The following is a 26516-nucleotide window of genomic DNA, read 5'->3' on the forward strand; positions in this document are numbered from 1 at the left end:
AACCCCATGCTCGCCGGGGGCGGGCGGGCAGGCTCCGGGCGGCGGGCGGGGAGCGGGCGACCGCGCGCGGCGTGAGGTGAGTTACCTCCACGACGGTCGAGAAACGTCCGCGGGTCAGGTTAGGCTCGTCTTACCTGGTGGCGGCGGCCGTGGCGGCCGCGCCCTCGGACCGCTTCCTGGAGAACTCCCCATGCCTCACGCTGCCCGCCCTGCGCCGCACCCCGGCTCGTCGCCGCGCCGCCCGACGTCGCCCGCCGGCACGCCGGGTGCCGCGCCCCGCCGCGAACGCCGGACCGTGACCGCGCTGGCCGGGGCGGGCGCCGTCGTCCTGCTGGGCCTGGTCGCCGCGTGCGCGCCGCTCCCCTACGAGCCGCCCGCGACGCCGTCGGCCGCGGCGAGCCAGGACGCGGAGCCCGTCGAGGCGACCCCGACCGAGACCCCGGCGACCACGGCGCCCGCCTGCACGACGCTCGAGGAGTCCCGGGCCGCGGGCGGCGGCTCCGACGTCGACCCCGCGTCGTTCCCCACCGGGCCCACGAGCGCGACGTTCGCCGACGACGCGATCCACCCGGTCGCCGACGCGCCCGCCCCGCAGCTCCCGGTGACGGTCGAGTCGGTCGACGGGCGCCAGGTCGAGATCACCGACGTGAGCCGCATCATCCCCGTCGACCTGTACGGGACGCTCGGCGAGATCGTCTACAGCCTGGGGCTGGGCGCGAACGTCGTGGGCCGCGACCTGCCGACCGGCTTCCCCGAGGCCGCGGACGTCCCCGTCGTCACGGGCGCCGGCCACGCGCTCGACGTCGAGGCGATCCTCGGGCTCAACCCCTCCGTGATCCTCACCGACGCGACGATCCTCACCGACGACGTGCGCGGCCAGCTCGAGAGCTCGGGCATCCCCGTCGTGTACTTCGACGAGGCCCGCACGCTCGACGGCGTCGACGACCGGATCCGCACCGTCGCGACCGCGCTCGGCGTGCCCGAGCAGGGCGAGGCGCTGGTCGAGCGCACGGACCGGCAGATCTGCGCGGCCCTGGCAGCGGTGCCGCAGGACACGGGGACGCCCCGCGTCGCGTTCCTCTACCTGCGCGGGGCGAACATCAAGATGCTCTTCGGGCCCGGCTCCGGAGCCGACGACCTGATCCGCGAGATCGGCGGCGAGGACGCCGGGACCGCGATCGGCCTCACGCAGCAGTACGCGCCGGTCACGAGCGAGGCGATCATCAGCGCCGCGCCCGACGCCTACCTCGTCATGACCGACGGGCTCGAGTCGATGGGCGGCCTCGACGCCATGATGGCGATCCCCGGCCTCGCGCAGACGCCCGCGGGCGAGGCACGCCGCGTCGTCGACATGGACGGCTCGCGCCTCCTCACGTTCGGTCCCCGCACCGGCTCCACCATCGCGTCGCTCGTCGAGGCCTTCTACGGCGTGCCCGCGCCGGAGCTCCCGGCGTCGTGAGCGCGCCCGCCACCCGTCCCCTCGGCACGCCCGACGGCGCGCCCCGTCCCGAGGGCGTCGCCGTGCCCGACGGCGCCCCGCGCCCCGGTGGTCGGCCCGCCCGGGTGGGGCCCGCCGTCGGGCAGCAGCGCCGCCACGCCGCCCGGTGGCTGATGGTCGGGCTGGGCGTGGCGCTCGCGGTGCTCACCGTCGTGTCCGGCATGACGGGGCAGGTGCCCGTGTCGCCCGCGGAGGTGATCGGCTCGCTCGCGCACCACGTCGGGCTCGACTGGGGACCCATGCCGTCGCACCCGCAGGGCGAGAACGCGCTGTGGGTCGTGCGGTTCCCGCGCGTCGTCCTGGCGATCGTCGTCGGCGCGGCGCTCGCGTGCTCGGGCGCCCTCATGCAGGGCGTGTTCGGCAACCCGCTCGCCGAGCCCGGCGTCATCGGGGTCTCCTCGGGCGCGGCCGTGGGCGCGTGCGCGGTCATCGTCACCGCGGGCGCGCTCGTGCCCGGCACGTGGGTCGCCGCGGCGGCGTTCGCCGGCGGGCTCGTCACGACGTTCGTCGTCTACGCGCTCGCGCGCGCCGGCGGTCGCACCGAGGTCGTGACGCTCGTGCTCACGGGCATCGCGGTCAACGCGTTCGCGGGCGGGATGCTCGCGTTCTTCACGTTCGTCGCCGACCCGGCCGCGCGCGAGCAGATCGTCTTCTGGCAGCTCGGGTCGCTCGGCGGCGCGACGTGGCAGTCCGTCGCGGTCGTCCTGCCGATCGCCGTCGTCGGCGTCACCGGCGCGATGCTCGTGCGCCGCAAGATGGACCTGCTCGCGCTCGGCGAGCGCGCCGCGCAGCACCTCGGGGTCGACGTCGAGCGGCTGCGCCAGCTCGTCATCGTCCTCGTCGCGCTCCTCGTCTCCGCCGGGGTCGCGTTCACGGGGATCATCGCGTTCGTCGGGCTCGTCGTGCCGCACCTCGTGCGCATGGTGTGCGGGCCGAGCCACCGCACGCTCGTCCCCGCGTCCGTGCTGGGCGGCGCCGTCGTGCTGCTCGCCGCCGACCTCCTCGCGCGCAGCGCCGTCGCGAACGTCGAGCTGCCGCTCGGCATGATCACGTCGCTCGTCGGCGGGCCGTTCTTCTTCTACCTGCTGCGCCGCACGCGCTCGCGCCAGGGAGGCTGGGCATGAGCGACCTGCGCCACGAGGGGTCGTCGTTCCTCGGCGCGCTGCGCACCGCCGTCACCGGTGCCCGACGGCGGCCCCGCCTCCCCCGGCCGGCCGCGCCCGGCGACGTGGTCACCACGGCGCACGGCGTGTCCCTCACCCTGGGCGAGGCGCCGATCCTGCGGGACGTGTCGGTCGACGTGCGCGCGGGCGAGGTGCGCGCGCTGCTCGGCCCGAACGGGGCCGGGAAGTCGTCGCTGCTCGGTGTGCTCACCGGCGACCTGCGCCCCGAGGCCGGGGACGTCACCGTGGGCGGCCGCCCGCTCGCCGCGTGGACCCCGACCGAGCTCGCCCTGCGCCGGTCGGTCATGCTCCAGCAGGTCTCGCTGAGCTTCCCGTTCACCGCCGTGGACGTCGTGCGCATGGGCCGCTCGCCGTGGCGCGGCACCCCGTTCGAGGACGACGACGACGCCGCGGTCGCCGAGGCGCTCGCCGCGACCGACGTCGAGCACCTCGCCGACCGGCACTTCACGTCGCTGTCCGGCGGGGAGAAGGCCCGCGTCGCGCTCGCGCGCGTGCTCGCCCAGCGCACCGCGCTCCTCATGCTCGACGAGCCGACCGCCGCGCTCGACCTCAAGCACCAGGAGCTCGTGCTCCAGCTCGCCCGGGCGCACGCCGCCGCGGGCGGTGCGGTGGTCGTCGTCGTGCACGACCTCTCGCTCGCGGCCGCGTACGCCGACCAGGTCACCGTCCTCGCGGGCGGGCGCGTCGTCGCCGACGGCGGTCCGCGCGACGTCCTCACCGCCGAGCTGCTGAGCGGCGTCTACGACTATCCCGTCGAGGTCGTCGACCACCCCGGCGGCGGTGCGCCGATCGTCGTGCCGCGCCGCTGAGGACGACAGGGTCGTGAGCACGACATCCCCCACGCCTCTCCACGATGCGCAACCCGGGGGATCTTCTCTGCGCGGGGTCGAAGACCGTGGAGCACCGCCCGTCGAGAGGGCCCGGCCTAGCGACTCGCCCCGACGCCGCCCGGGAGCACCTCGTAGCGGTCGGGCGCGGCCGTGAACGACCCTCGCCCGCCGGTGATCGAGCGCAGGTCGAGGACGTAGCGGGTCAGCTCGGCCTCGGGCACGAGCGCGTCGACGCGCACGCGGCCGTCGGGCAGGGAGTCGGTCGCGGTGATGTGGCCGCGCCGCGCGGAGAGGTCGCCCATGACGTCGCCCTGCGCGTCGGGCGGGACGGTCACGGTCACCGCGGAGACGGGCTCGAGCACGACCGTCCCGGCCGTGGCGAGCGCCTCGCGCACCCCCACGCCGCCCGCGGTGCGGAACGCCATGTCGGACGAGTCGACGGAGTGCGCCTTGCCGTCGAGGACCTCGACGCGCAGGTCCACGACGGGGTAGCCGTGCGGCCCGCCGCTCTCCATGGCCTCGCGCGCGCCCCGCTCGACCGCGGGCAGGTACTGGCGCGGCACCGACCCGCCGACGACAGAGCTGACGAACGCGAACCCCTCGCCGCGCGGGAGCGGGGAGACGCGCAGCTGCACGACGGCGAACTGCCCGTGCCCGCCGGACTGCTTCTTCACGCGGCCCTCGACCTCGACGGCGCGCGTGATCGTCTCCCGGTACGCGACCTCGACGGGCTCGGTCGTGACGCGGACGCCGAAGGACCGTTCGAGCCGTTCGACGGCGACGGCGAGGTGCGTGTCCCCGAGGCCGCCGAGGACCGCCTGGGAGCCCGTGAGGTCGACGTGCAGCGTCGCGTCCTCGGCGCGCAGCCGGGTGAGCGCGGCGGACAGCTTGTCGTCGTCGGACTGCGACACGGGCCGCAGCGCGAGCGTGTACACCGGTGGCCGGGGTGGCAGGTCTCGCGCCGCGACGGGCATCCGGCGGCCCGCGAGGAGCGTGCCGGTCGACGCGGCGGAGAGCTTCGCGACGGCGGCGACGTCGCCCGCGACGACCCGGTCGACGGCCAGGTGCTCGCGGCCGCGCAGCCGGAAGAGGCCGTGGACGCGGTCGTCCGCGCCGGTCGCGGTGCTCACGAGCCGGTCGCCCGTCGCGACGGTCCCGGACAGCACCTTGAACACGGACACCTGCCCGACGAACGGGTCGACGACGGTCCGGAAGACGTGGACGAGCGCGTCGCCCGCGGGGTCGGCCACGATCTCGGACGTCACGGCCTCGCCCGACCCGGCGGCGTCGGGCAGCGCGACGACGGCCGGGCGGTCCGCGGGCGACGGCCCGAGCTCGCACACGAGGTCGAGGACGCGGTCCACCCCGACGCCGGTGACGGCGGACGCGAGCAGCACCGGCACGGCCTCGCCCGTCAGCACCTCGTGCGCGAGCGTGCGCTCCAGGTCGGCCGGGCCCGGTTCGTCGCCCCCGAGGTAGGCCTCGAGCTGGTCGTCGTCGTGCGTGACGATCTCCTCGACGACCTCGTCGTGCAGCGCGTGCTCCTCGTCGCGGACGTCGGCGGGGACCTCCTCGTCGTGGCCCTGCCAGACCCCCTGACCGCCGCCGCCGTACTCGCGGGCGCGCTCGGTGAGGACGTCAGCGACGCCGTGCAGCGTCTGCTCCTCCCCGAGCGGGAGCTCGAGCGGCGCGAACGGCGCGTCGAACGCGGCCCGGAGCGCGGCGAGGACGGTGCGGAAGCTCGCCCGCGCGCGGTCCTCCTGGGAGACGACGACGAGGCGGGGGATCCCCGCCTCGTCGCACCGTCGCCAGACCTCCTCCGTGCCCGACTGCACCCCGTCGACGGCGCTCACCACCACGACCGCGAGGTCCGCCACCGCGAGCGCCGCGTCCACGGACCCCGCGAAGTCGGGCGAGCCGGGGGTGTCGAGCAGCGTGACCTGGTAGGTCGCGCCGTCGGGCGCGCGCCAGTCGAGGTGCGCGACGCCGAGGCTCACGGAGATGCCGCGCGCGACCTCCTCGGGCTCGTGGTCGCACACGGTCGTGCCCTCCGCGACGGAGCCCGGGCGCGGGACGGCACCCGCACGGTGGAGGAACGCCTCGGCGAGCGTGGTCTTGCCCGATCCGCTGTGCCCGACGAGGGCGACGTTGCGGGTCGTGGCCGGGCCGGTGGACGTCGACGTCGTGGCCATGGCTGCCTCCTGGCGGGCGGCGGGGCGCCGTGTCCCGCCGGGGTTCCAGGCTAGTGACGTCGAACGGATCGTGCCCGGGCCGGAGGTCCCGGCCCGGGCCCGGGGCTACAGGTGGGCGTCCGCGTAGACGCGCAGGGCGTCGCGCACGAGCGTCGCACCCTCGACGCCGCCGTAGTTCTTCGCGAACCGCTCGTCCGCGACGTACATCTCGCCGAGGCCGACGACGTACTCCTTGACCGGCGCCGCGCCGGCACCCGGGGTGCCGGGGATGCCGCCGAGCCACTCGACGTGGCGGCGCGCGAGCTCCTGCGCCGCGTCGGACGTCGGGTCGACGCCCCGGGCGGCCGCGGCGGCCCAGTCCGCGCCGAGCGCGCGCGTGCGGTCCTGCCAGGCGGCGCGGTCGTCGTCGGACATCCCGCGCCACCAGGTGCCGCTCCGCGCGTACGCGTCCTTCCCCCAGCGGGCCTCGACCTCGTCGCGGTGCTGCGTGTGGTCGAACCCGTCGAACATGTCGTCCGCCATGAGCTCGCCGCCTCCTTCCATCGTGGTGATCGTCCGTTCGACCGACGCGATCTGCCGCGCCAGCCGCTGCCGCTCCGCCCGCAACCACTCGAGGTGGCCGCGCAGCGCCCGCACCTGGGCCTCGCGCCGCGCGGTGCCCGACGGCGGCCCGTCACCCTGCCGGGCGGGCGGGCCGTCGAGCGCCTCGCGGATCGCGGGGAGGCCGAGACCGAGGTCGCGCAGGAGCAGGATCCGCTGGAGCCGGACGAGCGCGTCGGCGTCGTAGTGGCGGTAGCCGTTCGCCGCGACGCGGCTCGGGGGCAGGAGCCCGACCGCGTCGTAGTGACGCAGCGTGCGGCTCGTCGTCCCGGCCAGGCGCGCGACCTCCTGGATGGACCAGTCGGCCGTGCGGGCGCCCGTCGCGCTCATCTCCCGCTCCTCCCGTGCGTCGGTGGTGCTCTCGTGCGGCACCGGGACCACGGTAGAAGTTGACGTCACGTCAAGGTCAACTGCTTCCGGCTCTCGGTGTTCTCGATGCCGCTCGCGGGGCCGGTCTCGGAGGTGTCCTCGGCCGCGCTCCCGGCGGCGGTCGCGTGCGCCACGTGGTGCCACCCGGCGTCGCGCGACGTCGCGGCGAGGAAGCACGCCCGGACGAACGCCGCCTGGAGGAACAGGTCGTAGAGCAGCTCGGGCAGCACGAGCACGGCGAGCAGCCGACCCCGCGGCCCGTTCCGCCACACGGTCACGACCCGTTCGAGCACGAGGACCGCGCCCACGGCGAGCCACGCCGGGACCACCCGGAACGTGCCCGCGACGACCGTCAGCGCGGTGAGCACGAGGAGGCTCGCGAGCATCAGCGTGCTCAGCACGAGCATCGCCTGCTGCCCGACGTACCGGGCGGTGACCCGCGTGAACCCGTACGCGCGCAGGTTGTCGAGCATCCCCTTGTACCAGCGGACGCGCTGGCGGTGCAGGTCGCGGCACGTCGGCATGAGTTCCGTCGTGCAGGACATCCGCACCGGCGACGCGAGCTCGTACCCGAGCGTGCGCAGCGCGAGGGTGAGCTCCGAGTCCTCGGTGATGGCGCCGACGTCGTACACGTCGCCGCGCCGCCCCGGGAGCCGGTCCCCGCGCGCGGCGGCGACCGCCCGCAGCGCCTCGGTCCGCACGAGCGCGGCCGTGCCCGTGAGGACGGACGTCCGCCCGGTCACGTCGATCTGCACGCCGTACCGCTCGTACTCGTCGGACTGGAGCTGCTCCAGCACCGAGCGCGGCGGGGTGCCGCGGAAGACGCCACCGACCGCGCCGAGCTCCGGGCGCGCGTCGAGCAGTGCGAGGCCGTCCTCGACGAACGTCGGGGCGATGGTCGTGTCCGCGTCGAGCACGAGGACGTTCTCCGCCTCCACCCCGCGCAGCGCCTGGTTCAGCGCCCCGGCCTTGCGGCCGGTGTTGCCCACCGTCTCGACGACGTCGGCGCCCAGGCGGCGCGCGGTCTCGACCGTCGCGTCGGTGCTGCGGTCGGACACGACGACGACCCGGTCGACCGGGCGCGTCTGCGCCCGGACCGACGCGAGCGTCGTCGGCAGGGCCGCGGCCTCGTCGTGCGCCGGGACCACGACCACCACCCGTGGGAGCGTCGCCGCGCTCATCGGTGCTCCGCGAGCCGCTTGCGCAGGACGCGCGCCGTCATGACGAGCGCGAGCCCCGCCACGACGAGCGTCCAGGCTCCCACCACGTAGAAGCCCGCGATCGCTCCCGTCGTCGCGAGCACGGTCCCTGCCTGAGTCGTACCGAGCTGGTACACGATCCACCTCCTGTCGTCGTCGGTGGTTCCACCGTCCGGCGCGGAGGCAGGTACCCATCCGGGCCCGGGCCGCGGTGGAGCACCGACCGGGACGTCGGGTGAGCACGCGGGGACCGCGGAGGAGTGCCCGGCCGTCGGGCGGTGGGTACACGACGACGCCCGGCCCCCGCGGCGTGCGGGGACCGGGCGTCGGAGGTGGCGCGTCAGGCGGTCGGCGCCGTCCCGCCGTCGGACGGGGCGGAGCCGGGGCCGGGGCCGGGGCCGTCGGACGGTGCCGGTGAGGGCGCGGAGCTCTGCTGCGCCGGGGCGCCGCGGCGCCGTCCGAGGACGAACCCGACCGCCCCTCCCACCAGCAGGGCGCCGGCTCCCGCGAGGAGCGCCGCGGCACCCGGCGGGTACGCGCCCACGGGGACGAACGTGGTCCCGGAGACCGGCGCGTACGCGAACCAGCCGAACGACGTCGGGCCGCTCGCGACCCAGAGCGCGGCGAGCAGCAGGCCCACCCCCAGCACGACGAGCGCCACCAGGACGACGGCGGCGCCGCGCGGACGGACCGGACGGGGCGCGGGCTGCTCGGGGGCGGTCACGTCCGCCATCGTCCCGGGCGACGGCGCCCGCGGCAACCGACGCCGGGCTACTCCCCCACGGTCCCGTCGATCGCCTCGCGCAGCAGGTCGGCGTGACCGTTGTGCCGCGCGTACTCCTCGACCAGGTGCACGAGGATCCAGCGCAGCGTCCAGCGCTCGCCCGTGTGCCGGTCGGCACGGGCGCTCAGCCGGTCGAGCCCACCGTCCGCGAGCGCCGCGTCGAGCACCGCGTCCGACGCCGCGACCGCGCGGTCGAACAGCATGCGCAGCTCCTCCGGCGAGTCGCCCGCCGCGGAGGTCCAGTCCCAGTCGCGGTCGTCGGCCCAGTCCGCCGTGTCGAACGGGGGCATGAGCTCCTCGCCGCGGAACACCTGCGAGAACCACTGCGACTCGACGAACGCGAGGTGCTTGAGCAGCCCGCCCAGCGTCATCGACGACGGCCGCAGCCGGTGCGCGAGCTCCGCGGCGTCGAGCCCGGCCGTCTTCCAGCGGAGCGTGTCGCGGTGAAAGTCGAGGAAGCCGCGCAGCGTGGTCACCTCGTCGGCGGCGACGGGCGGGTCGGTGCGGTGGTCGGTCACGGCGCCACCCTAGCGACCGCGCCGCTGCGCCCGCTCAGGGCAGGTCGGCCTCCCACGCGAGCCACTTCCGCCGTACCGCCGCCTCGACGTCGACGCCGTGGGAGCGCGCGAGCAGCAGCAGGTGCGCCAGGACGTCGGCGACCTCGTCCGCGAGCGGTGAGGCTCCGCCGTCGGGCCCGGGCGTCCCTGCGCCTCCGCGCGGGCGGGTGCGCCCCGTCGCGGCGAGGAACGCCTGGGTCAGCTCGCCGACCTCCTCGGTGAGCTTGAGCATGAACCAGTCCGGGTCGCGGTCGACGCCGAACTTGCGCGCGTACAGCGCCGATACCGCCTCGACGCGCTCGCCGAGCGCGGGCAGGGTGAGGGGTGCGTCGTCGTCCATCGCGCCAGTGAACCACCCGGCGCCCTCGACCGTTCGGCACCCACCGTCCCCGTTCGGCAACACGAGGTGCCGAACCCTGCACGACCTGCCGAACAGCGGACCTACCGCACGACGAGCGCGACGACGAGCAGCAGCACCGTCGCGACGATCTCCCCGATCCCGACGGCCCGCGGGCTCAGCCGTCGGCCCGGCAGCACCGCCGCCCGGACGGTCGCGGCGGCGAGGAACGCCGTCGCCCACCACCACGTGGGGTCGTGCACGACGGCGACGACGCCCGCCGCGACGGTGACCGCCGCGTGGTACGCGACCGAGGCGACGACGTACGACCGCACGCCGCGCTCGCGGATCATCGTCTTGACGTAGAGCACCGTGCCGAACAGGTACGCGAGGAGCAGCGCGGCGACCAGCCAGACGACGGCCGGGACGGCGAGCACGGACGCACACGCGGGCCGGCACGCGGCGTACGCGACGACCGTCATGAGCGACGCCGCGACCGTCAGGGCGCCGCCCGCGGCGACCGACCGCTCGGTGCGCCGCGCCGACGCCCACAGCCCGAGCGCGAGGAACGGCACGAACGCGGGCGCCCAGGCCGCGAGCGTCGGGTCGAGCGCGAGCACGACCGTCCCGAGCACGGCCGCAGCCGCGCCGTACGTGAGCATCGGGCGCCGGTAGCGCGGTCGGCGGCGGGACTTCAGCCACAGCCCGGCCGCGGAGTAGGCGAGGTACCCGACGAGCCAGAGCGCGCCGAGCGCGAGGGTCACCGGACGGAACCCGGCGTCCTGCACGCCGCGCACCGTGCCGACCACGAACGGCAGCAGGAGCATGGGCCACGCGCCGTGCTGGTTCGGCACCCAGCCGGGCGGACGTCGGGCCACCTCCCGAGGCTAGCGCCGCAGGGGCCGGCTCCGGCCGCGCGGAGTCCCCCGTGCGCGCGGCCGCACGTCCCGGCCGCGCGGGACCTTCGTCCTGACCTTCGACGGCGTCGCGCGGCGCGCCGTCGTCCGCCGTCACGCGCGGTCGTCGGACTAGATATGGTGGCGCAGCCGTGATTCACACCCCACATGTTGGGGTACGGTCCGTCGCGCAACCCCTGCGTGCCGGCGAGAACCCGGTGGGCAGAGGGGACGAGCGATGACCGCCATCGAGCTCGACCAGGCAGCACCGCACCGCACGACCGCCACGCTGGAGGTCCTCAAGCGCGACGGCCGGCGACGGCCGTTCGACGACGCCCGCATCCGCGCCGCCGTGACGAAGGCGTTCGCGGAGGTGCACGGCGACCTCACGGCGACGCACCGCCGCCGCGTGGCGGAGATCGTCGACCGGGTCGACGCGGAGATCGCCGCGCGGTTCGAGGCGACCGTGAAGATCTACGAGATCCAGGGCGTCGTCGAGCACGTGCTCCTCGAGTCGCACGAGTACGACGTCGCGCGCGCCTACATCGACTACCGCGTGCAGCGCGACTTCGCGCGCAGCCGGGCGACGGACCTCAACCACTCGATCGTGCGGCTGCTCGACAAGGACTCGACGGTCGTCAACGAGAACGCGAACAAGGACAGCGAGGTCTTCAACACCCAGCGCGACCTCACGGCCGGGACCGTGGGCAAGGCGATCGGGCTGCGGATGCTGCCGCCGCACGTCGCGAACGCGCACCAGAAGGGCGACCTGCACTACCACGACCTCGACTACCACCCCTACGCGCCCATGACGAACTGCTGCCTCATCGACTTCCGGTCGATGCTGTCGAGCGGCTTCCGGATCGGGAACGCGCAGGTGGAGCCGCCGCGCTCGATCCAGACCGCGACGGCGCAGATCAGCCAGATCATCGCGAACGTGTCCTCCAGCCAGTACGGCGGGTGCTCGGTCAACCGCATCGACGAGCTCCTCGCCCCGTACGCCGAGCGCAACCTGGAGAAGCACCTCGCGGACGCGCGCCGGTGGATCGCCGACGAGTCCGCGCACGAGGAGTACGCGCGCGAGAAGACGCGCAAGGACATCTACGACGCGATGCAGTCGCTGGAGTACGAGATCAACACCCTGTTCACGTCGAACGGGCAGACGCCGTTCACGTCGGTCGGGTTCGGGCTCGGCACGGGCTGGCTGGAGCGCGAGATCCAGCGCGCGATCCTCCAGATCCGCATCCGCGGTCTCGGCAGCGAGGGGCGCACCGCGATCTTCCCCAAGCTCATCTTCACGCTGCGCCGCGGGCTGAACCTCGACCCCGGCGACCCCAACCACGACCTCAAGCAGCTCGCGGTCGAGTGCGCGACGAAGCGCATGTACCCGGACGTGCTGTCGTACGACAAGATCGTCGAGCTCACCGGGTCGTTCAAGGTGCCCATGGGCTGCCGGTCGTTTCTTCAGGGCTGGCAGGACGAGCACGGCCGGGACGTCTCGGAGGGGCGCATGAACCTCGGCGTCGTGACGCTCAACCTCCCACGCATCGCGCTCGAGGCGGACGGCGACCTCGACGCGTTCTGGCGCCTGCTCGACGAGCGCCTGGAGACCGTGCACGACGCGCTCGTCTTCCGCATCGAGCGCTGCAAGGAGGCGACGCCGGGCAACGCGCCGATCCTCTACGTCCACGGCGCGTTCGGGGAGCGCCTCGCGCCGGGAGACGACGTCGACCGGCTCTTCCGCGACGGCCGCGCCACGGTGTCGCTCGGGTACATCGGGCTGTACGAGGTCGCCGCCGCGTTCTTCGGCGGCGCCTGGGAGCACGACCCGCGGGCGAAGGAGCTGACGCTCGACGTGCTGCGGTCCCTGCACGCGCACGCCGCCGGGTGGACGGCGCGGCTCGGCTACCGGATCAGCGTCTACGCGACGCCGAGCGAGAGCCTCACCGACCGGTTCTGCCGCCTCGACCGGGAGCGGTTCGGCGCGGTGCCCGACATCACCGACAAGGACTACTACACGAACAGCTTCCACTACGACGTCCGCAAGAGCCCGACGCCGTTCGAGAAGCTCGACTTCGAGGCCGAGTACGCGCGGTACACGTCGGGCGGGTTCATCCACTACTGCGAGTACCCCGTGCTCCAGCAGAACCCGCGGGCGCTGGAGGCCGTCTGGGACTACGCGTACGACCGGGTGGGCTACCTCGGCACGAACACGCCCATCGACCGCTGCTACGCGTGCGGGTTCACGGGCGACTTCGACCCGACCGCGCGCGGCTTCGCGTGCCCGTCGTGCGGCAACGCCGACCCGCGCACGTGCGACGTCGTGAAGCGCACGTGCGGGTACCTCGGCAACCCGCAGCAGCGCCCCATGGTGCACGGCCGCCACGCGGAGATCTCCGCGCGCGTGAAGCACCTGCCGGACCCGGCGTCGGCGTGACCGTGGCGCGCACCCCCGGCCCCGGCTGGCGCTCGGACCGCGTCAGCCGGGGGTACGTCGCGGACTACAAGCCGTTCGTCATGGTCGACGGCGAGGGCGTGCGCTGCTCCCTCTACGTGAGCGGGTGCCTGTTCGCGTGCGAGGGCTGCTTCAACGAGGCCGCGTGGAGCTTCCGCTACGGCCGCCCGTACGACGACGCCCTGGAGGACCGCGTCCTCGCCGACCTCGCGCACCCCGCCGTGCAGGGCCTGTCCCTGCTCGGCGGGGAGCCGTTCCTCAACACGGGCGTGTGCCTACGGCTCGTGCGCCGCCTGCGCGCCGAGCACGGCGACCGCCGGGACGTGTGGTGCTGGACGGGCTACACGTTCGAGGAGCTGCGTGCGGGGACCGCGGACCAGCGCGCGCTGCTCGCCGAGGTCGACGTGCTCGTCGACGGCCGGTTCGAGCTCGCGCGCCGCGACCTCACGCTCGCGTTCCGCGGCAGCACCAACCAGCGCGTGCTCGACGCGCGGGCCTCGCTCGCGACGGGGCGCGCCGTCCCGTGGGTGTCGGACCGCGCGACGACGAGCGCCTGACGACGGCAGCCCCGGGGCCACCGGGTCACCGGGACGCGCGGCGCCGGGGAGCAGGGTCGGGCTCGGCGGGGCGGCGGATGCTCCCGATCATCTCCCACGTCGCCGTCGTCATCCGGAAGGTTCCCCAGAGGAAGAGGACGAACCCGCAGACGTAGAGGGCGTTGAGCGCGCCGCGCGGGACAGGTGTGGTGACGTCGGGAGCGTCCGGGGCGACGACGACGGCGGTGAGGAAGGAACCCACGGCGGCGGCACTGAAGAAGATCACGCAGGCGATCACCGCGAGCACGAGCCCGGAGACCGCCTTCTTCGCCGGCGTGGTCCACGACATGTCGTCCTCCTGGTGGTCGGTTGCGCTCGACGATCTCATGGACGCCCCCGCCCCACCACGACGACCCGTGCGGCGCGGCGCGTCCGGCCCGGCGTCGGTCACCGCCCGTCAGGAGAGCGGACGATCGGGTACGTCTCCCGGACGATCGGGCACCCGCGGGCCGACGTCCGCGAGGAGGCTGGGCACGACTGCTGCTCGACCGCCCTCCCCCCGCCTCGCACCACCCACCCGAGAGGAGACGACCCGTGCCGTCGTCCCGGCCCCACGCCGCCCCGGCCTCGCGCCAGGCCGTCGCCGTCCGTCACGTGCACTTCGAGGACCTCGGGGTGCTCGCCCCGCTGCTCGAACGGCGCGGCTACCGGGTCTCGTACGTCGATGCCCCGAGCGACCCCCTCGCCGGGTCGCTCGACGACGCGGACCTCGTCGTCGTCCTCGGCGGCCCCGTCGGCGTCGGCGACGCACCCGCCTACCCGTTCCTCGCCCGCGAGATCGCCGCCGTGCAGGCGCGTCTCGCGACCGGCCGCCCGACGCTCGGCGTCTGCCTCGGCGCGCAGGTCCTCGCCACGGCGCTCGGCGCCGACGTCGCACCCACCGGGCGCACGGAGATCGGCTACGCACCGCTCGACCTCACCGACGACGGCCAGCGGTCCGTGCTGGCGCCCCTCGCGGGCGTCCCCGTCCTGCACTGGCACGGTGACGCCTTCGCGATACCGCAGGGCGCGAGGCGGCTGGCCGCGACGCCGGGGTTTCCGCACCAGGCCTTCTCCCACGGCCGCTCGACCCTCGCCCTCCAGTTCCACGTCGAGGCCGACCCCGCGCGGATCGAGCAGTGGCTCGTGGGCCACGCCCACGAGCTCGCCGGCGCGGGGATCGACCCGCGAGCGCTCCGCGAGGACGCCCGCCGGCACGGTGCGGCGCTCACGGCGGCGGCCACCGCCGTCCTCACGTCCTGGCTGGACGAGGTGGAGGACGACCGGTGAGGCGTCAGACGGTCTTGCGGGTGCGGCGGATGCCGACCCACAGCCCGACGGCGCACGTCACCGCCGCGGCGACGAATCCCCACAGCACGTCGGGGTCGGCGAACGACCCGGCGAGCAGCGCGCGCTCCGCGTCGACGATGTAGGTCAGCGGGTTGAAGAGCGCCGCGGTGCGCATCCACGCCGGCCCGGCCTCGAGCGGCAGCATCATGCCGGAGAGGATGAGCAGCGGGAACAGCAGCGACTGCTGCACTCCCCAGAACAGCCACTCGCGGTTCTTCGCGGCGAGCGCGAGCGCGATCGACAGCGCGCCCACCCCGATGCCGAACAGCCCGAGCAGCAGCAGCCCGACGAGCAGGTGCAGCGGGTAGAGCGTGAAGCCGAACGGGACGCACACGAGCGCGATGAGCAGCCCCTGCACGACGAGCGGCGCGAACTCCTTGAGCGAGCGCCCGACGAGGATCGCGGAGCGGTCGAGCGGCGTCGCGAGCACGCGCTCGTAGGAGCCGGTCATCATCTCGTAGAGCAGGTTCGACCCGCTCATGGACGTGCCGAACAGCGAGATCATGACGATCACGCCCGGGACGAACCACTGCAGCGTCTCGGCCGTCGACCCGCCGCCCCCGGGGGCCCCGCCGCCGAACCCGCCGACCGCGCCCGTGAGGAGCGGACCGAACAGGCCGAGGAAGATCAGCGGCTGCAGCAGCGAGAAGATCAGCGTGAACGGGTCGCGCAGCACGAGCAGGATCTCGCGCGTGAAGACGGCCCACGTGTCGCCGACGAACTTCGCGACGCCGGTCCGCATCGCCGTGTCGGCACCGGCGGCCGGTGCCCCGACGCGCGCGCCCGCCAGGTCGGTCCGCGTGCTCATGCGGCCTCCTCTCGCAGGCTGCGACCGGTGAGGTTGAGGAAGACGTCGTCGAGGCTCGCCTGCTTGAGCTCCGCCGAGCGCACGGCCAGCCCCGCGACGCGCAGCGCCTCGATGGCCTCCGGGAGCCGGTCGGCGCCGTGCGTCGTCGAGATGCGGACCGTCACGACGCCGTCCGGGCCGGTCGTGGTCGCGACCTCGCCCGCGTCCTCGGCGAGGGACGCGCGGACGCGGCCGACGACGTCGGGCACCGCTCCCGGAGACGACTCCCCCGGGGCGCCGCCACCGGGTGCCGGGACCACGGCGAGCGTGATGACGTCGTCCGCGTGGTCGTGCTTGAGGGAGTCCGGCGTGGCGTCGGCGATGATCTCGCCGTGGTCGATGACGACGACGCGCTCCGCCATGCTGTCGGCCTCGTCGAGGTAGTGGGTCGTGAGCACGATCGTCATGCCGTAGCGCTCGCGCATCGCCGCGATGTGCTCCCAGAGGTTCGCGCGGGCGTGGGGGTCGAGGCCCGTCGTCGGCTCGTCGAGGAAGAGCAGCGGCGGGTGGTTCATCAGCCCCAGCGCGACGTCGAGGCGGCGGCGCTGGCCGCCGGACAGCGACTGGACGGTCCGCTTCTCGAGCCCACCGAGGTCGAGGGCGTCGAGGAGCTCGGCGGCGCGCCGCGTGTACTCGGAGGGCGGCAGCCCGTAGAAGCGGCCCTGGTTGTGGAGCTCGTCGAGCACGCGGTAGGAGAACCCGCCGCCGTTGCCCTGGCCGATGAAGCCGATGCGCGAGCGGACCCGCGCCGGGTCGCGCGCGACGTCGTACCCGGCGACCTCCGCGGTCCCCGCGGTCGGTGCGAGGAGGCTCGTCAGCATCCTCAGGGTCGTGGACTTGCCGGCCCCGTTCGGGCCGAGGAAGGCGACGAGCTCGCCCTCCCGGACGTCGACGTCGATGCCCTTGACGGCCTCGACGGTCTCTTTCTTGCGGTGGAAGGTCTTGGTCAGGCCGCGGGCTCGGATCACCGGAGCCACCCTCTCGTACGCCGTACCGAAATGGAGCGACCACGCTAGCATACGGTGTACGGGAAAAGGCAAGCCTTCGTCGCACGCTCGCACCGGAGGCGAGATCCCGCGGGAAGTCGGGGAGGATACGCACGTGACGACCGACCCGACCGACGCCCGCGCGGCCGACCGTGCGCCGTCGGCCACCGCGCCGACCCCGCCCGCGACCCCGGACCCCGAGGACGCCGCGGGCAACGACGACGCCGTGCGTCCGCGCGGCGTCGCGGCCGCCGCGGACGCCGGGGTCGCCTCCGCGGTGCAGGCGGCCGAGCACGCGCGCGCGCAGTTCACCGAGATCGTCCGCACCCCCGAGATCACGCGCCGCCTCGCGCTCCTGTGGGACCCGCCGGCCCCCGCGACGCGCGGCCGCAAGCCGCGCCTCACGCTCGACGACGTCGTGCGGGCGGGGATCGCCGTCGCGCAGGAGGGCGGCCTCGACGCGCTGTCCATGCGCCGCGTCGCGACCGAGCTCGGCGTCGGGGCGATGTCGCTCTACACCTACGTGCCCGGCCGCACCGAGCTCGTGGACCTCATGATCGACCGCGCGTACGCCGAGCTCGACCTGCCCGCCGCGGGAGCCCCGTGGCGCCCCGCGCTCGCGCAGTACGCGCACGAGCTGTGGAACCTCTACCTGCGCCACCCGTGGATCCTGCAGACCAACATGTGGCGCGCCCCGCTCGCGCCGCACGTGCTCGACGCCCAGGAGGCCGGGCTGCGGACCATCGTCGACACCGGTCTCTCCGAGCTCCAGGTCGTCGACACGCTCGGCCTCGTCGACAACTACGTCCAGGGCCTCGCGCGCGCCACGATCGCCGAGCGGACCGAGCGCGACGCGACCGGCGTGGGCAACGACGAGTACTGGACGACGCTCGGCAGCTTCTGGGAGGACTGGTTCGACGTCGAGCGCTACCCCGTCATGACGCGCGTCTACGTCGCGGGCGGCTTCGACGCGCCGCAGGGGCCCTTCGACGCGAGCCTCGACCGCCTGCTCGACGCCGTCGAGCTGGCCATCGACAGCGCGAGCGCCGACCGGTCCGACGACCCCGCCGCCGCGCCGGAGGACCCCGACCCCGCAGGCTAGGGAGGTCGTGCCGAAGGTCCCGCGGCACGACGTCCGTCCCGGCTGACGTGCGGGCGCCACCCCTGGCAGGATCGACCCATGGATCCCCGCGCCGGCACGCCCGCCCAGCCCAGCGACCTCATCGACGTCGACGCCGTGGTCGGCGCCTACTACGACCTCGCGCCCGACGTCGACGACCCCGCCCAGAAGGTCGTGTTCGGCACGTCGGGCCACCGGGGGTCGAGCCTGGACCACGCGTTCAACGAGGCGCACATCATCGCGATCACGGCCGCGATCGTCGAGTACCGGCGCTCGCAGGGCACCGACGGGCCGCTGTTCATCGGGCGCGACACCCACGCGCTGTCGCTCCCGGCGTGGCAGACCGCGCTCGAGGTCCTCGTCGCGGCGGGCGTCCAGACGTACGTCGACGCGCGCGACTCGTTCACCCCGACCCCCGCCGTCTCGCAGTCGATCCTCCTGCACAACGAGGCGACGACGGTCGACGGCGTCCGCACCACCGGCCCCGGCCTCGCGGACGGGATCGTCGTCACGCCGTCGCACAACCCCCCGCGCGACGGCGGCTTCAAGTACAACCCGCCGCACGGCGGCCCCGCCGGGTCCGAGGCGACCGGCTGGATCGCGGACCGTGCGAACGAGATCCTGCGCACCGGCGTCGGCAGCGTGCCGCGCGTGCCGCTGACCCAGGCGCTCACGTCCGAGCACGTGCACAAGCACGACTTCCTCACCACGTACGTCGACGACCTGGCGAACGTCCTCGACCTCGACGCGATCCGCGACTCCGGCGTGCGGATCGGCGCCGACCCGCTGGGCGGCGCGTCGGTCGAGTACTGGGGCGAGATCGGCGAGCGGTACGGGCTCGACCTCACGGTCGTCAACCCGCAGGTCGACCCCCGCTGGGCGTTCATGACCCTCGACTGGGACGGCAAGATCCGCATGGACTGCTCCTCGCCGTACGCGATGGCGTCCCTCGTCGCGGGCATGACCGGGGAGTCCGGGAACGCCGAGGGCGGCGCACCGTTCGACGTCGCCACCGGGAACGACGCCGACTCCGACCGCCACGGGATCGTCACGCCCGACGCCGGGCTCATGAACCCCAACCACTACCTCGCCGTCGCGATCCAGTACCTCTACGGCGGCGCGCGCGCGGGCTGGCGCGACGACGCCGCGATCGGCAAGACGCTCGTGTCGTCCGCGCTCATCGACCGTGTCGCGGGCGGGCTGGGCCGTCGGCTCGTCGAGGTCCCCGTCGGGTTCAAGTGGTTCGTGCCCGGGCTGCTCGACGGCTCGGTCGGGTTCGGCGGCGAGGAGTCCGCGGGGGCGTCGTTCCTCCGCAAGGACGGCCGCGTCTGGTCCACGGACAAGGACGGCCTGCTCCTCGCGCTGCTCGCGTCGGAGATCATCGCGACCACGGGCCGCACGCCGTCCGAGCACCACCGCGACCTCGTCGAGCGCTACGGCGAGTCCTGGTACGCGCGCGTCGACGCGCCCGCGACGCTCGAGGAGAAGGCGACGCTCGGCAAGCTCTCGCCCGAGCAGGTCACCGCCACCGAGCTCGCGGGCGAGCCGATCACCGCGAAGCTCACGAACGCGCCCGGCAACGACGCCCCGATCGGAGGGCTCAAGGTGACGACCGAGAACGCGTGGTTCGCGGCCCGGCCGTCGGGCACGGAGAACGTCTACAAGATCTACGCCGAGTCGTTCGTCTCCGCGGAGCACCTGACCCAGGTCCAGGCCGAGGCGAAGGACGTCGTCTCCGCGGCCCTCGGGAGCTGACGACCCCGCCGAGGTAGAGGCGTGGTCACGACCACGCCTCTACCTCGCGAAACCGGGGCTCGACCTCGCGGGACCACGCCTCTACCTCGCGGGACCAGGGCTCTACCTCGCGAGAAGGGGCTACGTCGTCCGACGGCGCTCGCGGGCGTCCCACGTGTCCGTCGCGACGCGCTGGGCGTCGCGGAGCGCGCGGGCCGGGTCGACGCCCTTGGGGCAGACCTGCGTGCACGCACCGACCTGGATGCACGGCCAGGCGCCGAACTCGGTGTCGAGGACGTCGGCGCGGTCGAGCTCGCCCGCGTCGCGCGAGTCCTCGTCCCAGCGGCGCGCGGTCGCGACGACGGCCGGGCCGAGGAAGTCGGGCGCGACGTCGAGCTGCGGGCACGCCGCGTAGCAGAGCATGCAGTCGATGCACTCGGCGAAGCCCTTGAACGCGGCGAGCTCGCCCGGCGTCTGCCGGTGGCCCGACGCCGGCCCGACCGCCCGCAGCACGTCGTCGCCGGCCGGCGTCCGCGAGCCGTCGACGTCCTCGCCCCCCTCGACCCCGACGCCGGCCCCCGCCCCGGCTCCGGCTTCGGCCCCGAGTCCGGCCGAGGGAGGGTCGGCGAGCGGGAGGCGCGTGGCGCCGTCGGGCACGAGCCAGGGCTGCACGGTGGCGAGCTTGCCGAGGAACGTGTCGGTGTCCACGACGAGGTCGCGGAGCACCTCGGCGTGCGCGAGCGGCTCGACGACGAGGCCGGACGTGCGGTAGCCGCGCACGAACGTCTCGCACCCGAGCGCCGGGCGGCCGTTGACCATGACGCCGCAGCTCCCGCAGACCGCCATCTTGCACGACCACCGGAACGTCAGCGTGGGGTCGGCGTGGTCCTTGACCCACTGGAGCGCGTCGAGCACGGACGTGCGGTCGTCGTAGGGCACGTCGAACACGTCCCGCCTGCCGGTGGCCGCGCCGTCGGGCGACGTGCGCGCGACCTCCAGCCGCACCGTCTGCTCGCTCACGCGCCCTCTCCCTCCTCCGCCGAGAACGACGTTGTCGTCGTCTCCGAGCCCTTCCCGACAGCAACCTCGTGCTCGGCGGGGGTCCCGGCGCCCACCGGGACGTGCGCCACCTCGATGGTGCCGCCAGCGCCGAGGCGGACCTCGGAGTGGCGCGCCACCCCGTCCGGCGCCGGGAAGTCCAGCCGCTGGTGGGCGCCGCGCGACTCCTCGCGCGCGAGCGCGGCGGCGACGGTCGCGTGCGCGACGAGCAGCGTCGCGCCGAGCTCGACCGTGGTCGCCCAGTCGGTGTTGAGCACGGCGCTCGTGTCGGCGACGCGCACGTCGTCGTACCGGGCCCGCAGGTCCTCGACGGCCGCGAGCGCCCGCCGCAGGCCGTCGGCGTCGCGGTAGATCCCGGCGTCTGCGTCGAGCAAGCGCCCGAGCTCGGCCCGGATCGCGGCGGGCGGCTCGGTCCCCCGGCCGCGCATCGCGAGGTAGCCGTCGGCGATCTCGGCGGCCCGGTCCACGACCGCGGGACCCGTCCGGACGGCCGGGGGCCCGCCGTCGGCCCCGGGCGGGCCCATCTCCCGCGACCACGCGAGCGCCGCCTCGCCCGCCGCGCGCCCGACGACGAGCGTCTCGACGAGCGAGTTGGACCCGAGCCGGTTGGCGCCGTGCAGGCCGGTGGAGGCGCACTCCCCCGCGGCGAACAGCCCGGCGACGCCGGTCGTGCCGCGCGCGTCGGTGCGGATGCCGCCCATCGTGTAGTGCGCCGTCGGGCGGACGGGGACGGGCTCCGCCGCCGGGTCGACGCCCGCGAACTGCTTGGCCAGGCCGGTCACGAGCGGCAGGCGCTCGGCGAGCCGCTCCTTGCCGAGGTGGCGCAGGTCGAGCAGGACGACGCCGCCGTCGGGCGTGGCGATCGTGCGGCCGTCGCGGTCGGCGTGCCAGAACGCCTGCGACAGGCGGTCGCGCGGCCCGAGCTCCATGGTGCGCGGCACGGGCGCCCCGACGGGCGACTCGGGCCCGAGGCCGTAGTCGGCGAGGTAGCGACGGCCGTCAGCGTCGAGCAGCACCCCGCCCTCGCCGCGCGCGGCCTCGGTGAGGAGGATGCCGCTGCCCGGGAGGCCGGTCGGGTGGAACTGGAGGAACTCCATGTCGCGCAGCGGCACGCCCGCCCGCAGCGCCATCGCGGTGCCGTCGCCCGTGCAGATGCCCGCGTTCGTGCTGGTCCCCCACGCGCGCGCCGAGCCACCCGTCGCGAGGACCACGGCAGGCGCCTCCAGGAGCAGCGGCTCGCCGCGGTGCTGATCGTGCACGACGACGCCGCGCACCCGCGCGTCCGGCCCGCTCGGGTCGTCGACCAGGAGGTCGAGCACGTGGTGCTCGTCGTACCGGCGGACAGGACCGTCGGGGCCGGAGTGCCGCAGCGACGTCTGGAACAGGGTGTGCAGGAGGTGGAAGCCGGTCTTGTCGGCGGCGAACCAGGTGCGCGCGCGGCTCATGCCGCCGAACCGGCGGACGGCCACGTCGCCGGCGTCGGTGCGCGACCACGGCAGTCCCCACCGCTCGAGCCGGTAGAGCTCGCCGGCCGCCCGCTCCACGACGAACCGGACGGCGTCGTCCTCGCACAGCCCGGCGCCGCCCGCGAGGGTGTCGCCGACGTGCTGCTCGAGCGAGTCGTCGTCCCCGACGACGCCCGCCGCCCCGCCCTCGGCGGCGACCGTGTGCGAGCGCATCGGGTACACCTTCGACACGAGCGCGACCACGGGGGCGCGACCGTCGTCGCGGGCCGCCGCCTCGGCGACGGCGAGCGCCGCGCTCAGCCCGGCGGCGCCGCCCCCGACCACGACCACGTCGGCGCGCTCGACGCGCAGCGCGGTCACCGGCGTCCTCGGGGCGTGCGGGAGGGGGCGGCCGGTGCCGGGGGTGCAGGGCGGAGCGGGGGGGAGAGCGTGCCGAGGCATAGGGGAAGGGTCCCCGCGCCGCCGGGGCAGCGCAACAGGCGAAGGTCCCGGTCCGGGGCCCCATGGGCACCGCTCCCCATCGAGCCCGCGGCCCGTCTGTGGGTAGGGTCCGTGCGGAACCCCTCCCCGAACCACCGGAGCACTCATGCGTCCCGCCCGTACCGCCGCCCGCCTGACCGTCGCCGCCGCGCTCGCGCTCGGCCTCACCGCGTGCACCGTCGCCGTCGACGGCGGGGACGCCCCGAAGACGTCGGCCCCCGAGGAGACGACGACGGAGGAGTCCGCGCCCGCCGAGGACGCCGAGGAGACCGACGACGCGGCGGCGGAGACCGGCTCGGACGGCGAGCTCCCCGACTGGGCCAACCCCGTCGCGACGCCGGGCGAGCAGATCTCGACGTTCACGGTCGGCGACGTGCGCGTCGACGTCTACCAGGTGGGCGTCACGCAGGCCTCGAAGGACGGCCTGTTCGTCGACCCCGACACCAACCAGCCGCTCATCGCCGCGGGCGACGACATCGTCTTCATCAACTACGTCATCACGAACGAGGGTGCCCCGATCGACCTCGGCTCGAGCCTCGTGAGCATCGACGAGCGCTACGACGACTGGCCGTACATGCAGGGCATGGACACGATCGTCGACGACACGCTGTACGAGGCGCAGGGCGTGCACGACGACGCGATGCACAACCAGGCGTACCGCGAGCCGTCGGTGTACCCGTTCGCGACGGGCCAGTCGTACTCGTACGCCACGAACTTCCGCTACCAGCCCGGCTCGCCGATCACGTTCGACGCCGTGATCACGCCCGTGGACGCGGAGGGCGAGCTCCTGCACGACGAGCGCATCGAGGGCGAGGGCACCGGCACGATCTCCTGACGCCGCCCGCGCCTGCCGCGAGAGCCCCGGTCCCGACGGACCGGGGCTCTCGTGCGCTCAGCGCCGGGTCAGGTCCTCGTACTCCGGGTGCCGCTCGACGTACGCGCGGATGAAGGGGCACAGCGCGACGACGCGCTCGCCCGACTCCCGCACGCTGTCGAGCGCGCCCGCGGCGAGCGCGGACCCGACCCCGCGCCCCTCGAACGCGGGGTCGACCTCGGTGTGCGTGAAGATCACCGCGCCCGGCTCCCGCACGTAGGCGGCGAAGCCGGCGACGACGCCGTCGTCGGTGCGGGCCTCGAAGCGGTCGCCCTCGTCGGTGACGGTGACGGTGGGCGTGCGGGGTGCGGGGCTGTCGGTCATGCCGCCATCGTCGTCGGCCCGGCGCCCCCGGACAACCGCGGCGCGACGCCTGAGACGGCCGTCACGTCGGGCGTCGCGACGCGAATTCGCTACCGGCCGGACGGCTTCCGGGTGCGACACTGGGACGGTGGTCCAGGATTCCCCGTCGCGCGCTGACGACCCCGAGAACCCCGAGCACCGGCGGGACGACCTGACGACCGAGGGGACGACGTCGGGCACCGCGCCCGAGGCCACCGTCCGGGCCTCGCGCAACCCCTACCGCGCCGTGCTCACGCTGCCCGGCGCGTGGCGGTTCTCCGCCGCGGCGCTCGTCGCGCGCCTGCCGATGTCGATGGTCGGCATCGGCACGATCCTCATGATCCAGGGCATCTACGGCGAGTACGCGCTCGCGGGACGCGTCGCGGCCGCGCTCGTCGTCGCGCAGGCGGTCGTGTCGCCGCAGATCGCGCGCCTCGTGGACCGCACGGGGCAGCGCGTCGTCATGCTGCCGCTGCTCGCCGCCGCGACGCTCGGGCTCGGCGGGCTCATCCTGTGCGCCGTGCTCCGCGCGCCCGAGTGGACGCTCTACGTGTTCGCCGCCGTCTCCGGCGCGACGCAGGGGTCGTACGGCTCGATGGTCCGCGCGCGCTGGACGCACGTCGTGCCCGACGCGCGGCGCCTGCACACCGCCTACTCGCTCGAGTCCGCGCTCGACGAGCTCGTGTTCGTCGTCGGGCCCGTGCTCGCGACCGTGCTCGCCACGAGCGTGTCGCCGTCGGCCGGTCTGGTCGTCCCCCTGGTCGCGGCGGTCGTGGGCGGCCTGTGGTTCCTGTCCCAGCGCGCGACCGAGCCGCCCGTCGTCGTGCCCGAGGCCGGCGTCAAGCAGCGCTCGGCCATGCGGTCGACGGGCATGATCGTGCTCGCCGTGATCTTCGTGGCGATGGGCATCGTGTTCGGCGCGACCGACGTCTCGACCATCGCGTTCGCCGAGGAGGAGGGCCAGAAGGGCGCCGCCGGCGTCATCCTCGCCGTGTTCGCCCTGGGGTCGCTCATCTCCGGCCTCGTCTACGGCGCCCGCCACTGGGTGTCCCCGCTGTGGCGCCGGTTCGTCATCGGGATCGTCGCGCTCGCCGCGGGCGTCTCGCTGTTCTTCTTCGTCACGTCGATCCCCGTCCTCGCGGCGGTCATGTTCGTCACCGGGTTCGCCATCGCCCCGACGCTCATCAACGGCAACAACCTCGTGCAGAACCTCGTGGCGCCGACCCAGCTCACCGAGGGCCTCGCGTGGGTCGGGACGTCGCTCGGCGTCGGGGTGTCGATCGGGTCGTCCGTCGCCGGGTCGCGCATCGACGCGGGCGGCGCGCACGCCGGGTTCGAGGTCGTCGTCGCGGCGGCCGCGCTCGCCGTCGTGCTGGTGCTCGTGGCCCTGCGGTCGCTGCGGCGCAGCGCCGACCGCGAGGACGTCGCGGACGGCACGCCGGCCCACTGACGCGGGGCACGCCGCGCGACGGTCGACGTCGAGCCGCTTGAGGACGACGGACGGGACGGCTCGGCGTCAGATGATGCCGAGGTAGCTCTGCACGGCCCGCTCGAGCGCGTCCAGGTCGTCTCGAAGAAGGAAGTCGACCGGCTCCCCGACGACGTCGTCGGTGTCGATCACACGGAGCTGGTCGACGAGGAGCACGGTCTCCTGGCCGACGATCTCGAGGACGGGCCGGAAGATCGCACGCTGCGCGCTCGTCGAGGTCGGCACGATCGTCGCGACGGACCACGGCATGTTCGTCGGGGACAGAACCACCCCGTACCGCCGACCGCCCTGCTCGTGGCCCCGGGGGTCACCGAGGTCGACGCGGTAGACGGCGCCGCGGATCACCAGGCGTCCGGCTCGTCGTCGAGGTGCTCGTGGGCGAGACTCTCCGCATCGAGGCGGGCCTGGTCGACCCACTTCTCGTGCGCGACCAGGTGCAGGCCACGGCGGACGGCATCGCTGGCGGTGACGCCTTCGTCGCGGAGGCGGTCGAGGATCCGGCGCTCCTCGGGGGTGGGTCGGAACGTGACGGAGTCGCGCTTCGTCGAGGCGCCCTCGCCCTTCTCGCCCCGAGGGGTCCCCCCGGCAGGCACGTCCTTCCCGCCCCGCGAGGTCGAGCCTCGGGGGGTCGTTCTCTCGTGCGTGGTGCTGCGGGTTCTCGTCGCCATGGTCACGACACTACGCCGCGTGTCCCACATTTGTCAGACACGGCCCGGCGCGGCTGACGCCGCGCCCGAGAGGTGGGCCCGCTCGCCCTCCTGGTCGAAGATCGTGAGGATCTCGACCGGGCCGTCGTGCGCGCCGAACGAGTGCGGCACCATCGTCGAGAACTCCGCCGCCTGGCCCTCGTGGACGAGGATCCGGCGGTCCGCGAGGTAGACGACGGCCGTCCCGGACAGCACGGTGAACCACTCGTGCCCCGGGTGGACGCGCTGGTGCTCCGGCCCGACGGCGCGCTCGGGCGTGAGGCGCATCTTCGCGACCATCGTCCCGGTCCGCTCGCGCGACAGCAGCCATGTGGTCTCCCCGGGGCGACGCTGCGGCTCGGGCCGGATCACGACGTCCTCGTCGTCGACGGGCTCGACGAGCTGGTCGAGGGTCGTGCCGAGCGCGCGGGCGATCGGCACGAGCTGGTCGAGCGCGATGCGCCGGTGCCCGGTCTCGATCCGGCTGAGCGTGGACGGGCTGAGGAAGCAGCGCGCGGCGAGCGCGTCGAGCGTCCAGCCGCGCGCGAGCCGCAGCCCGCGGATGCGCTGCCGCACGACGGCGTCGAGATCCGGTTCTTGCGTCATG

The 26516-nt window shown here is 74.7% G+C and carries 27 protein-coding genes; 10 read left to right on the forward strand and 17 right to left on the reverse strand.

Translation table 11 applies throughout. The features are described 5' to 3' along the window. Window positions 1-190: 190 nt before the first annotated feature. From B9L22_RS04465 to B9L22_RS04475, 3 genes are all read left to right on the forward strand, one after another. Window positions 191-1459 (forward strand): hemin ABC transporter substrate-binding protein, encoded by a 1269-nt coding sequence (locus B9L22_RS04465; RefSeq protein ID WP_198947196.1) that lies wholly within the window; start codon window positions 191-193, stop codon window positions 1457-1459. Window positions 1460-1611: 152 nt separating this feature from the next. After that, a complete protein-coding gene (locus B9L22_RS04470; RefSeq protein ID WP_086149672.1) occupies window positions 1612-2622 on the forward strand; it encodes an iron ABC transporter permease in 1011 nt (336 codons plus the stop codon). Next, entirely contained in the window at window positions 2619-3491 is an 873-nt protein-coding gene (locus B9L22_RS04475) for a heme ABC transporter ATP-binding protein (protein ID WP_086149341.1), read from the forward strand. Before B9L22_RS04470 ends, B9L22_RS04475 begins: the two co-directional genes overlap by 4 nt. Before the next feature lie 116 nt (window positions 3492-3607). On the opposite strand, the gene B9L22_RS04480 is transcribed toward B9L22_RS04475, so the two are convergent. The 8 genes from B9L22_RS04480 to B9L22_RS04510 form a co-directional block, all read right to left on the reverse strand. Beyond that, window positions 3608-5704, reverse strand: a complete 2097-nt coding sequence (locus B9L22_RS04480) for an elongation factor G (RefSeq protein ID WP_086149342.1) — start codon at window positions 5702-5704, stop codon at window positions 3608-3610. A gap of 105 nt (window positions 5705-5809) precedes the next feature. Continuing rightward, entirely contained in the window at window positions 5810-6634 is an 825-nt protein-coding gene (locus B9L22_RS04485; protein ID WP_086149673.1) for a MerR family transcriptional regulator, read from the reverse strand. 65 nt (window positions 6635-6699) lie between these two features. After that, a complete protein-coding gene (locus B9L22_RS04490; protein ID WP_158097145.1) occupies window positions 6700-7854 on the reverse strand; it encodes a glycosyltransferase family 2 protein in 1155 nt (384 codons plus the stop codon). Beyond that, window positions 7851-8009 (reverse strand): hypothetical protein, encoded by a 159-nt coding sequence (locus B9L22_RS19915; protein ID WP_009861736.1) that lies wholly within the window; start codon window positions 8007-8009, stop codon window positions 7851-7853. The genes B9L22_RS04490 and B9L22_RS19915 overlap by 4 nt, the downstream gene beginning before the upstream one ends. 203 nt (window positions 8010-8212) lie before the next feature. Continuing rightward, window positions 8213-8596, reverse strand: a complete 384-nt coding sequence (locus tag B9L22_RS04495) for a hypothetical protein (RefSeq protein WP_143317070.1) — start codon at window positions 8594-8596, stop codon at window positions 8213-8215. Between the two features lie 47 nt (window positions 8597-8643). After that, on the reverse strand, window positions 8644-9174 hold the full coding sequence (locus B9L22_RS04500) for a DinB family protein (RefSeq protein WP_043652923.1): 531 nt from the start codon (window positions 9172-9174) through the stop codon (window positions 8644-8646). A gap of 34 nt (window positions 9175-9208) precedes the next feature. Next, on the reverse strand, window positions 9209-9553 hold the full coding sequence (locus B9L22_RS04505; RefSeq protein ID WP_198947197.1) for a MazG nucleotide pyrophosphohydrolase domain-containing protein: 345 nt from the start codon (window positions 9551-9553) through the stop codon (window positions 9209-9211). Window positions 9554-9654: 101 nt separating this feature from the next. Then, window positions 9655-10428: a YwiC-like family protein gene (locus tag B9L22_RS04510; protein ID WP_233139724.1), complete on the reverse strand. Its 774-nt coding sequence runs from the start codon at window positions 10426-10428 to the stop codon at window positions 9655-9657. A gap of 256 nt (window positions 10429-10684) precedes the next feature. On the opposite strand from B9L22_RS04510, the gene nrdD reads away from it, so the two are divergent. Together nrdD and nrdG are read left to right on the forward strand one after the other, a co-directional pair. Beyond that, window positions 10685-12883, forward strand: a complete 2199-nt coding sequence (gene nrdD / locus B9L22_RS04515; RefSeq protein ID WP_086149345.1) for an anaerobic ribonucleoside-triphosphate reductase — start codon at window positions 10685-10687, stop codon at window positions 12881-12883. Window positions 12884-12885: 2 nt separating this feature from the next. Then, window positions 12886-13458 carry an anaerobic ribonucleoside-triphosphate reductase activating protein gene (gene nrdG, locus B9L22_RS04520; RefSeq protein ID WP_086149676.1) on the forward strand — a complete coding sequence of 191 codons (573 nt, stop codon included), beginning with the start codon at window positions 12886-12888 and terminating at the stop codon, window positions 13456-13458. A 25-nt stretch (window positions 13459-13483) separates the two neighbouring features. On the opposite strand, the gene B9L22_RS04525 is transcribed toward nrdG, so the two are convergent. After that, window positions 13484-13786, reverse strand: a complete 303-nt coding sequence (locus tag B9L22_RS04525; RefSeq protein ID WP_086149346.1) for a hypothetical protein — start codon at window positions 13784-13786, stop codon at window positions 13484-13486. 245 nt (window positions 13787-14031) lie between these two features. Here B9L22_RS04525 and B9L22_RS04530 point away from each other — a divergent pair, with 245 nt between their 5' ends. After that, on the forward strand, window positions 14032-14766 hold the full coding sequence (locus B9L22_RS04530; RefSeq protein ID WP_086149347.1) for a glutamine amidotransferase: 735 nt from the start codon (window positions 14032-14034) through the stop codon (window positions 14764-14766). Between the two features lie 4 nt (window positions 14767-14770). On the opposite strand, the gene B9L22_RS04535 is transcribed toward B9L22_RS04530, so the two are convergent. Next, window positions 14771-15634: an ABC transporter permease gene (locus B9L22_RS04535; protein WP_369824794.1), complete on the reverse strand. Its 864-nt coding sequence runs from the start codon at window positions 15632-15634 to the stop codon at window positions 14771-14773. Continuing rightward, window positions 15631-16641, reverse strand: a complete 1011-nt coding sequence (locus B9L22_RS04540) for an ABC transporter ATP-binding protein (RefSeq protein WP_198947237.1) — start codon at window positions 16639-16641, stop codon at window positions 15631-15633. Before B9L22_RS04540 ends, B9L22_RS04535 begins: the two co-directional genes overlap by 4 nt. A gap of 133 nt (window positions 16642-16774) precedes the next feature. Between B9L22_RS04540 and B9L22_RS04545 the strand changes: the two genes are divergently transcribed. Beyond that, entirely contained in the window at window positions 16775-17761 is a 987-nt protein-coding gene (locus B9L22_RS04545) for a TetR/AcrR family transcriptional regulator (protein WP_086149349.1), read from the forward strand. A gap of 78 nt (window positions 17762-17839) precedes the next feature. Continuing rightward, window positions 17840-19534, forward strand: a complete 1695-nt coding sequence (gene pgm / locus B9L22_RS04550; protein WP_021482574.1) for a phosphoglucomutase (alpha-D-glucose-1,6-bisphosphate-dependent) — start codon at window positions 17840-17842, stop codon at window positions 19532-19534. A 120-nt stretch (window positions 19535-19654) separates the two neighbouring features. On the opposite strand, the gene B9L22_RS19920 is transcribed toward pgm, so the two are convergent. Together B9L22_RS19920 and B9L22_RS04560 are read right to left on the reverse strand one after the other, a co-directional pair. Further along, entirely contained in the window at window positions 19655-20533 is an 879-nt protein-coding gene (locus tag B9L22_RS19920) for a 2Fe-2S iron-sulfur cluster-binding protein (RefSeq protein ID WP_086149350.1), read from the reverse strand. Next, window positions 20530-22398: an FAD-binding protein gene (locus B9L22_RS04560; protein WP_198947199.1), complete on the reverse strand. Its 1869-nt coding sequence runs from the start codon at window positions 22396-22398 to the stop codon at window positions 20530-20532. The genes B9L22_RS19920 and B9L22_RS04560 overlap by 4 nt, the downstream gene beginning before the upstream one ends. A 226-nt stretch (window positions 22399-22624) precedes the next feature. Here B9L22_RS04560 and B9L22_RS04565 point away from each other — a divergent pair, with 226 nt between their 5' ends. Beyond that, on the forward strand, window positions 22625-23353 hold the full coding sequence (locus tag B9L22_RS04565; protein ID WP_086149352.1) for a hypothetical protein: 729 nt from the start codon (window positions 22625-22627) through the stop codon (window positions 23351-23353). Window positions 23354-23410: 57 nt separating this feature from the next. Here B9L22_RS04565 and B9L22_RS04570 read toward each other — a convergent pair whose 3' ends face one another. Then, complete coding sequence (locus tag B9L22_RS04570) at window positions 23411-23716, reverse strand: GNAT family N-acetyltransferase (RefSeq protein ID WP_061266992.1); 306 nt, start codon at window positions 23714-23716, stop codon at window positions 23411-23413. Between the two features lie 127 nt (window positions 23717-23843). Between B9L22_RS04570 and B9L22_RS04575 the strand changes: the two genes are divergently transcribed. Next, the gene (locus B9L22_RS04575) at window positions 23844-25184 is read left to right on the forward strand and encodes an MFS transporter (protein WP_369824795.1); all 1341 of its coding nucleotides are present in this window, start codon (window positions 23844-23846) and stop codon (window positions 25182-25184) included. A 66-nt stretch (window positions 25185-25250) separates the two neighbouring features. Here B9L22_RS04575 and B9L22_RS04580 read toward each other — a convergent pair whose 3' ends face one another. Genes B9L22_RS04580 through B9L22_RS04590 form a run of 3 tightly spaced genes read right to left on the reverse strand, consistent with a single transcriptional unit; the run spans window position 25251 to window position 26515 of the window. Next, entirely contained in the window at window positions 25251-25568 is a 318-nt protein-coding gene (locus B9L22_RS04580; protein ID WP_086149354.1) for a type II toxin-antitoxin system PemK/MazF family toxin, read from the reverse strand. Next, on the reverse strand, window positions 25565-25891 hold the full coding sequence (locus B9L22_RS04585; protein ID WP_233139826.1) for a hypothetical protein: 327 nt from the start codon (window positions 25889-25891) through the stop codon (window positions 25565-25567). The genes B9L22_RS04580 and B9L22_RS04585 overlap by 4 nt, the downstream gene beginning before the upstream one ends. Before the next feature lie 33 nt (window positions 25892-25924). Further along, a complete protein-coding gene (locus B9L22_RS04590; protein ID WP_034655013.1) occupies window positions 25925-26515 on the reverse strand; it encodes a helix-turn-helix domain-containing protein in 591 nt (196 codons plus the stop codon). Window position 26516 lies beyond the last annotated feature (1 nt).

It is taken from the genome of Cellulosimicrobium sp. KWT-B, from assembly GCF_002127155.1.
Lineage (GTDB): Bacteria > Actinomycetota > Actinomycetes > Actinomycetales > Cellulomonadaceae > Cellulosimicrobium > Cellulosimicrobium funkei.

What these genes read in the sequence shown, in the direction of transcription:
- B9L22_RS04465 (WP_198947196.1), top strand. Translation starts at nt 191, where the DNA reads ATGCCTCACGCTGCCCGCCCTGCGCCGCACCCCGGCTCGTCGCCGCGC.
- B9L22_RS04470 (WP_086149672.1), top strand. Translation starts at nt 1,612, where the DNA reads ATGGTCGGGCTGGGCGTGGCGCTCGCGGTGCTCACCGTCGTGTCCGGC.
- B9L22_RS04475 (WP_086149341.1), top strand. Translation starts at nt 2,619, where the DNA reads ATGAGCGACCTGCGCCACGAGGGGTCGTCGTTCCTCGGCGCGCTGCGC.
- B9L22_RS04480 (WP_086149342.1), bottom strand. Translation starts at nt 5,704, where the DNA reads ATGGCCACGACGTCGACGTCCACCGGCCCGGCCACGACCCGCAACGTC.
- B9L22_RS04485 (WP_086149673.1), bottom strand. Translation starts at nt 6,634, where the DNA reads ATGAGCGCGACGGGCGCCCGCACGGCCGACTGGTCCATCCAGGAGGTC.
- B9L22_RS04490 (WP_158097145.1), bottom strand. Translation starts at nt 7,854, where the DNA reads ATGAGCGCGGCGACGCTCCCACGGGTGGTGGTCGTGGTCCCGGCGCAC.
- B9L22_RS04505 (WP_198947197.1), bottom strand. Translation starts at nt 9,553, where the DNA reads ATGGACGACGACGCACCCCTCACCCTGCCCGCGCTCGGCGAGCGCGTC.
- nrdD (WP_086149345.1), top strand. Translation starts at nt 10,685, where the DNA reads ATGACCGCCATCGAGCTCGACCAGGCAGCACCGCACCGCACGACCGCC.
- B9L22_RS04525 (WP_086149346.1), bottom strand. Translation starts at nt 13,786, where the DNA reads ATGTCGTGGACCACGCCGGCGAAGAAGGCGGTCTCCGGGCTCGTGCTC.
- B9L22_RS04535 (WP_369824794.1), bottom strand. Translation starts at nt 15,634, where the DNA reads ATGAGCACGCGGACCGACCTGGCGGGCGCGCGCGTCGGGGCACCGGCC.
- pgm (WP_021482574.1), top strand. Translation starts at nt 17,840, where the DNA reads ATGGATCCCCGCGCCGGCACGCCCGCCCAGCCCAGCGACCTCATCGAC.
- B9L22_RS04565 (WP_086149352.1), top strand. Translation starts at nt 22,625, where the DNA reads ATGCGTCCCGCCCGTACCGCCGCCCGCCTGACCGTCGCCGCCGCGCTC.
- B9L22_RS04570 (WP_061266992.1), bottom strand. Translation starts at nt 23,716, where the DNA reads ATGACCGACAGCCCCGCACCCCGCACGCCCACCGTCACCGTCACCGAC.
- B9L22_RS04585 (WP_233139826.1), bottom strand. Translation starts at nt 25,891, where the DNA reads ATGGCGACGAGAACCCGCAGCACCACGCACGAGAGAACGACCCCCCGA.
- B9L22_RS04590 (WP_034655013.1), bottom strand. Translation starts at nt 26,515, where the DNA reads ATGACGCAAGAACCGGATCTCGACGCCGTCGTGCGGCAGCGCATCCGC.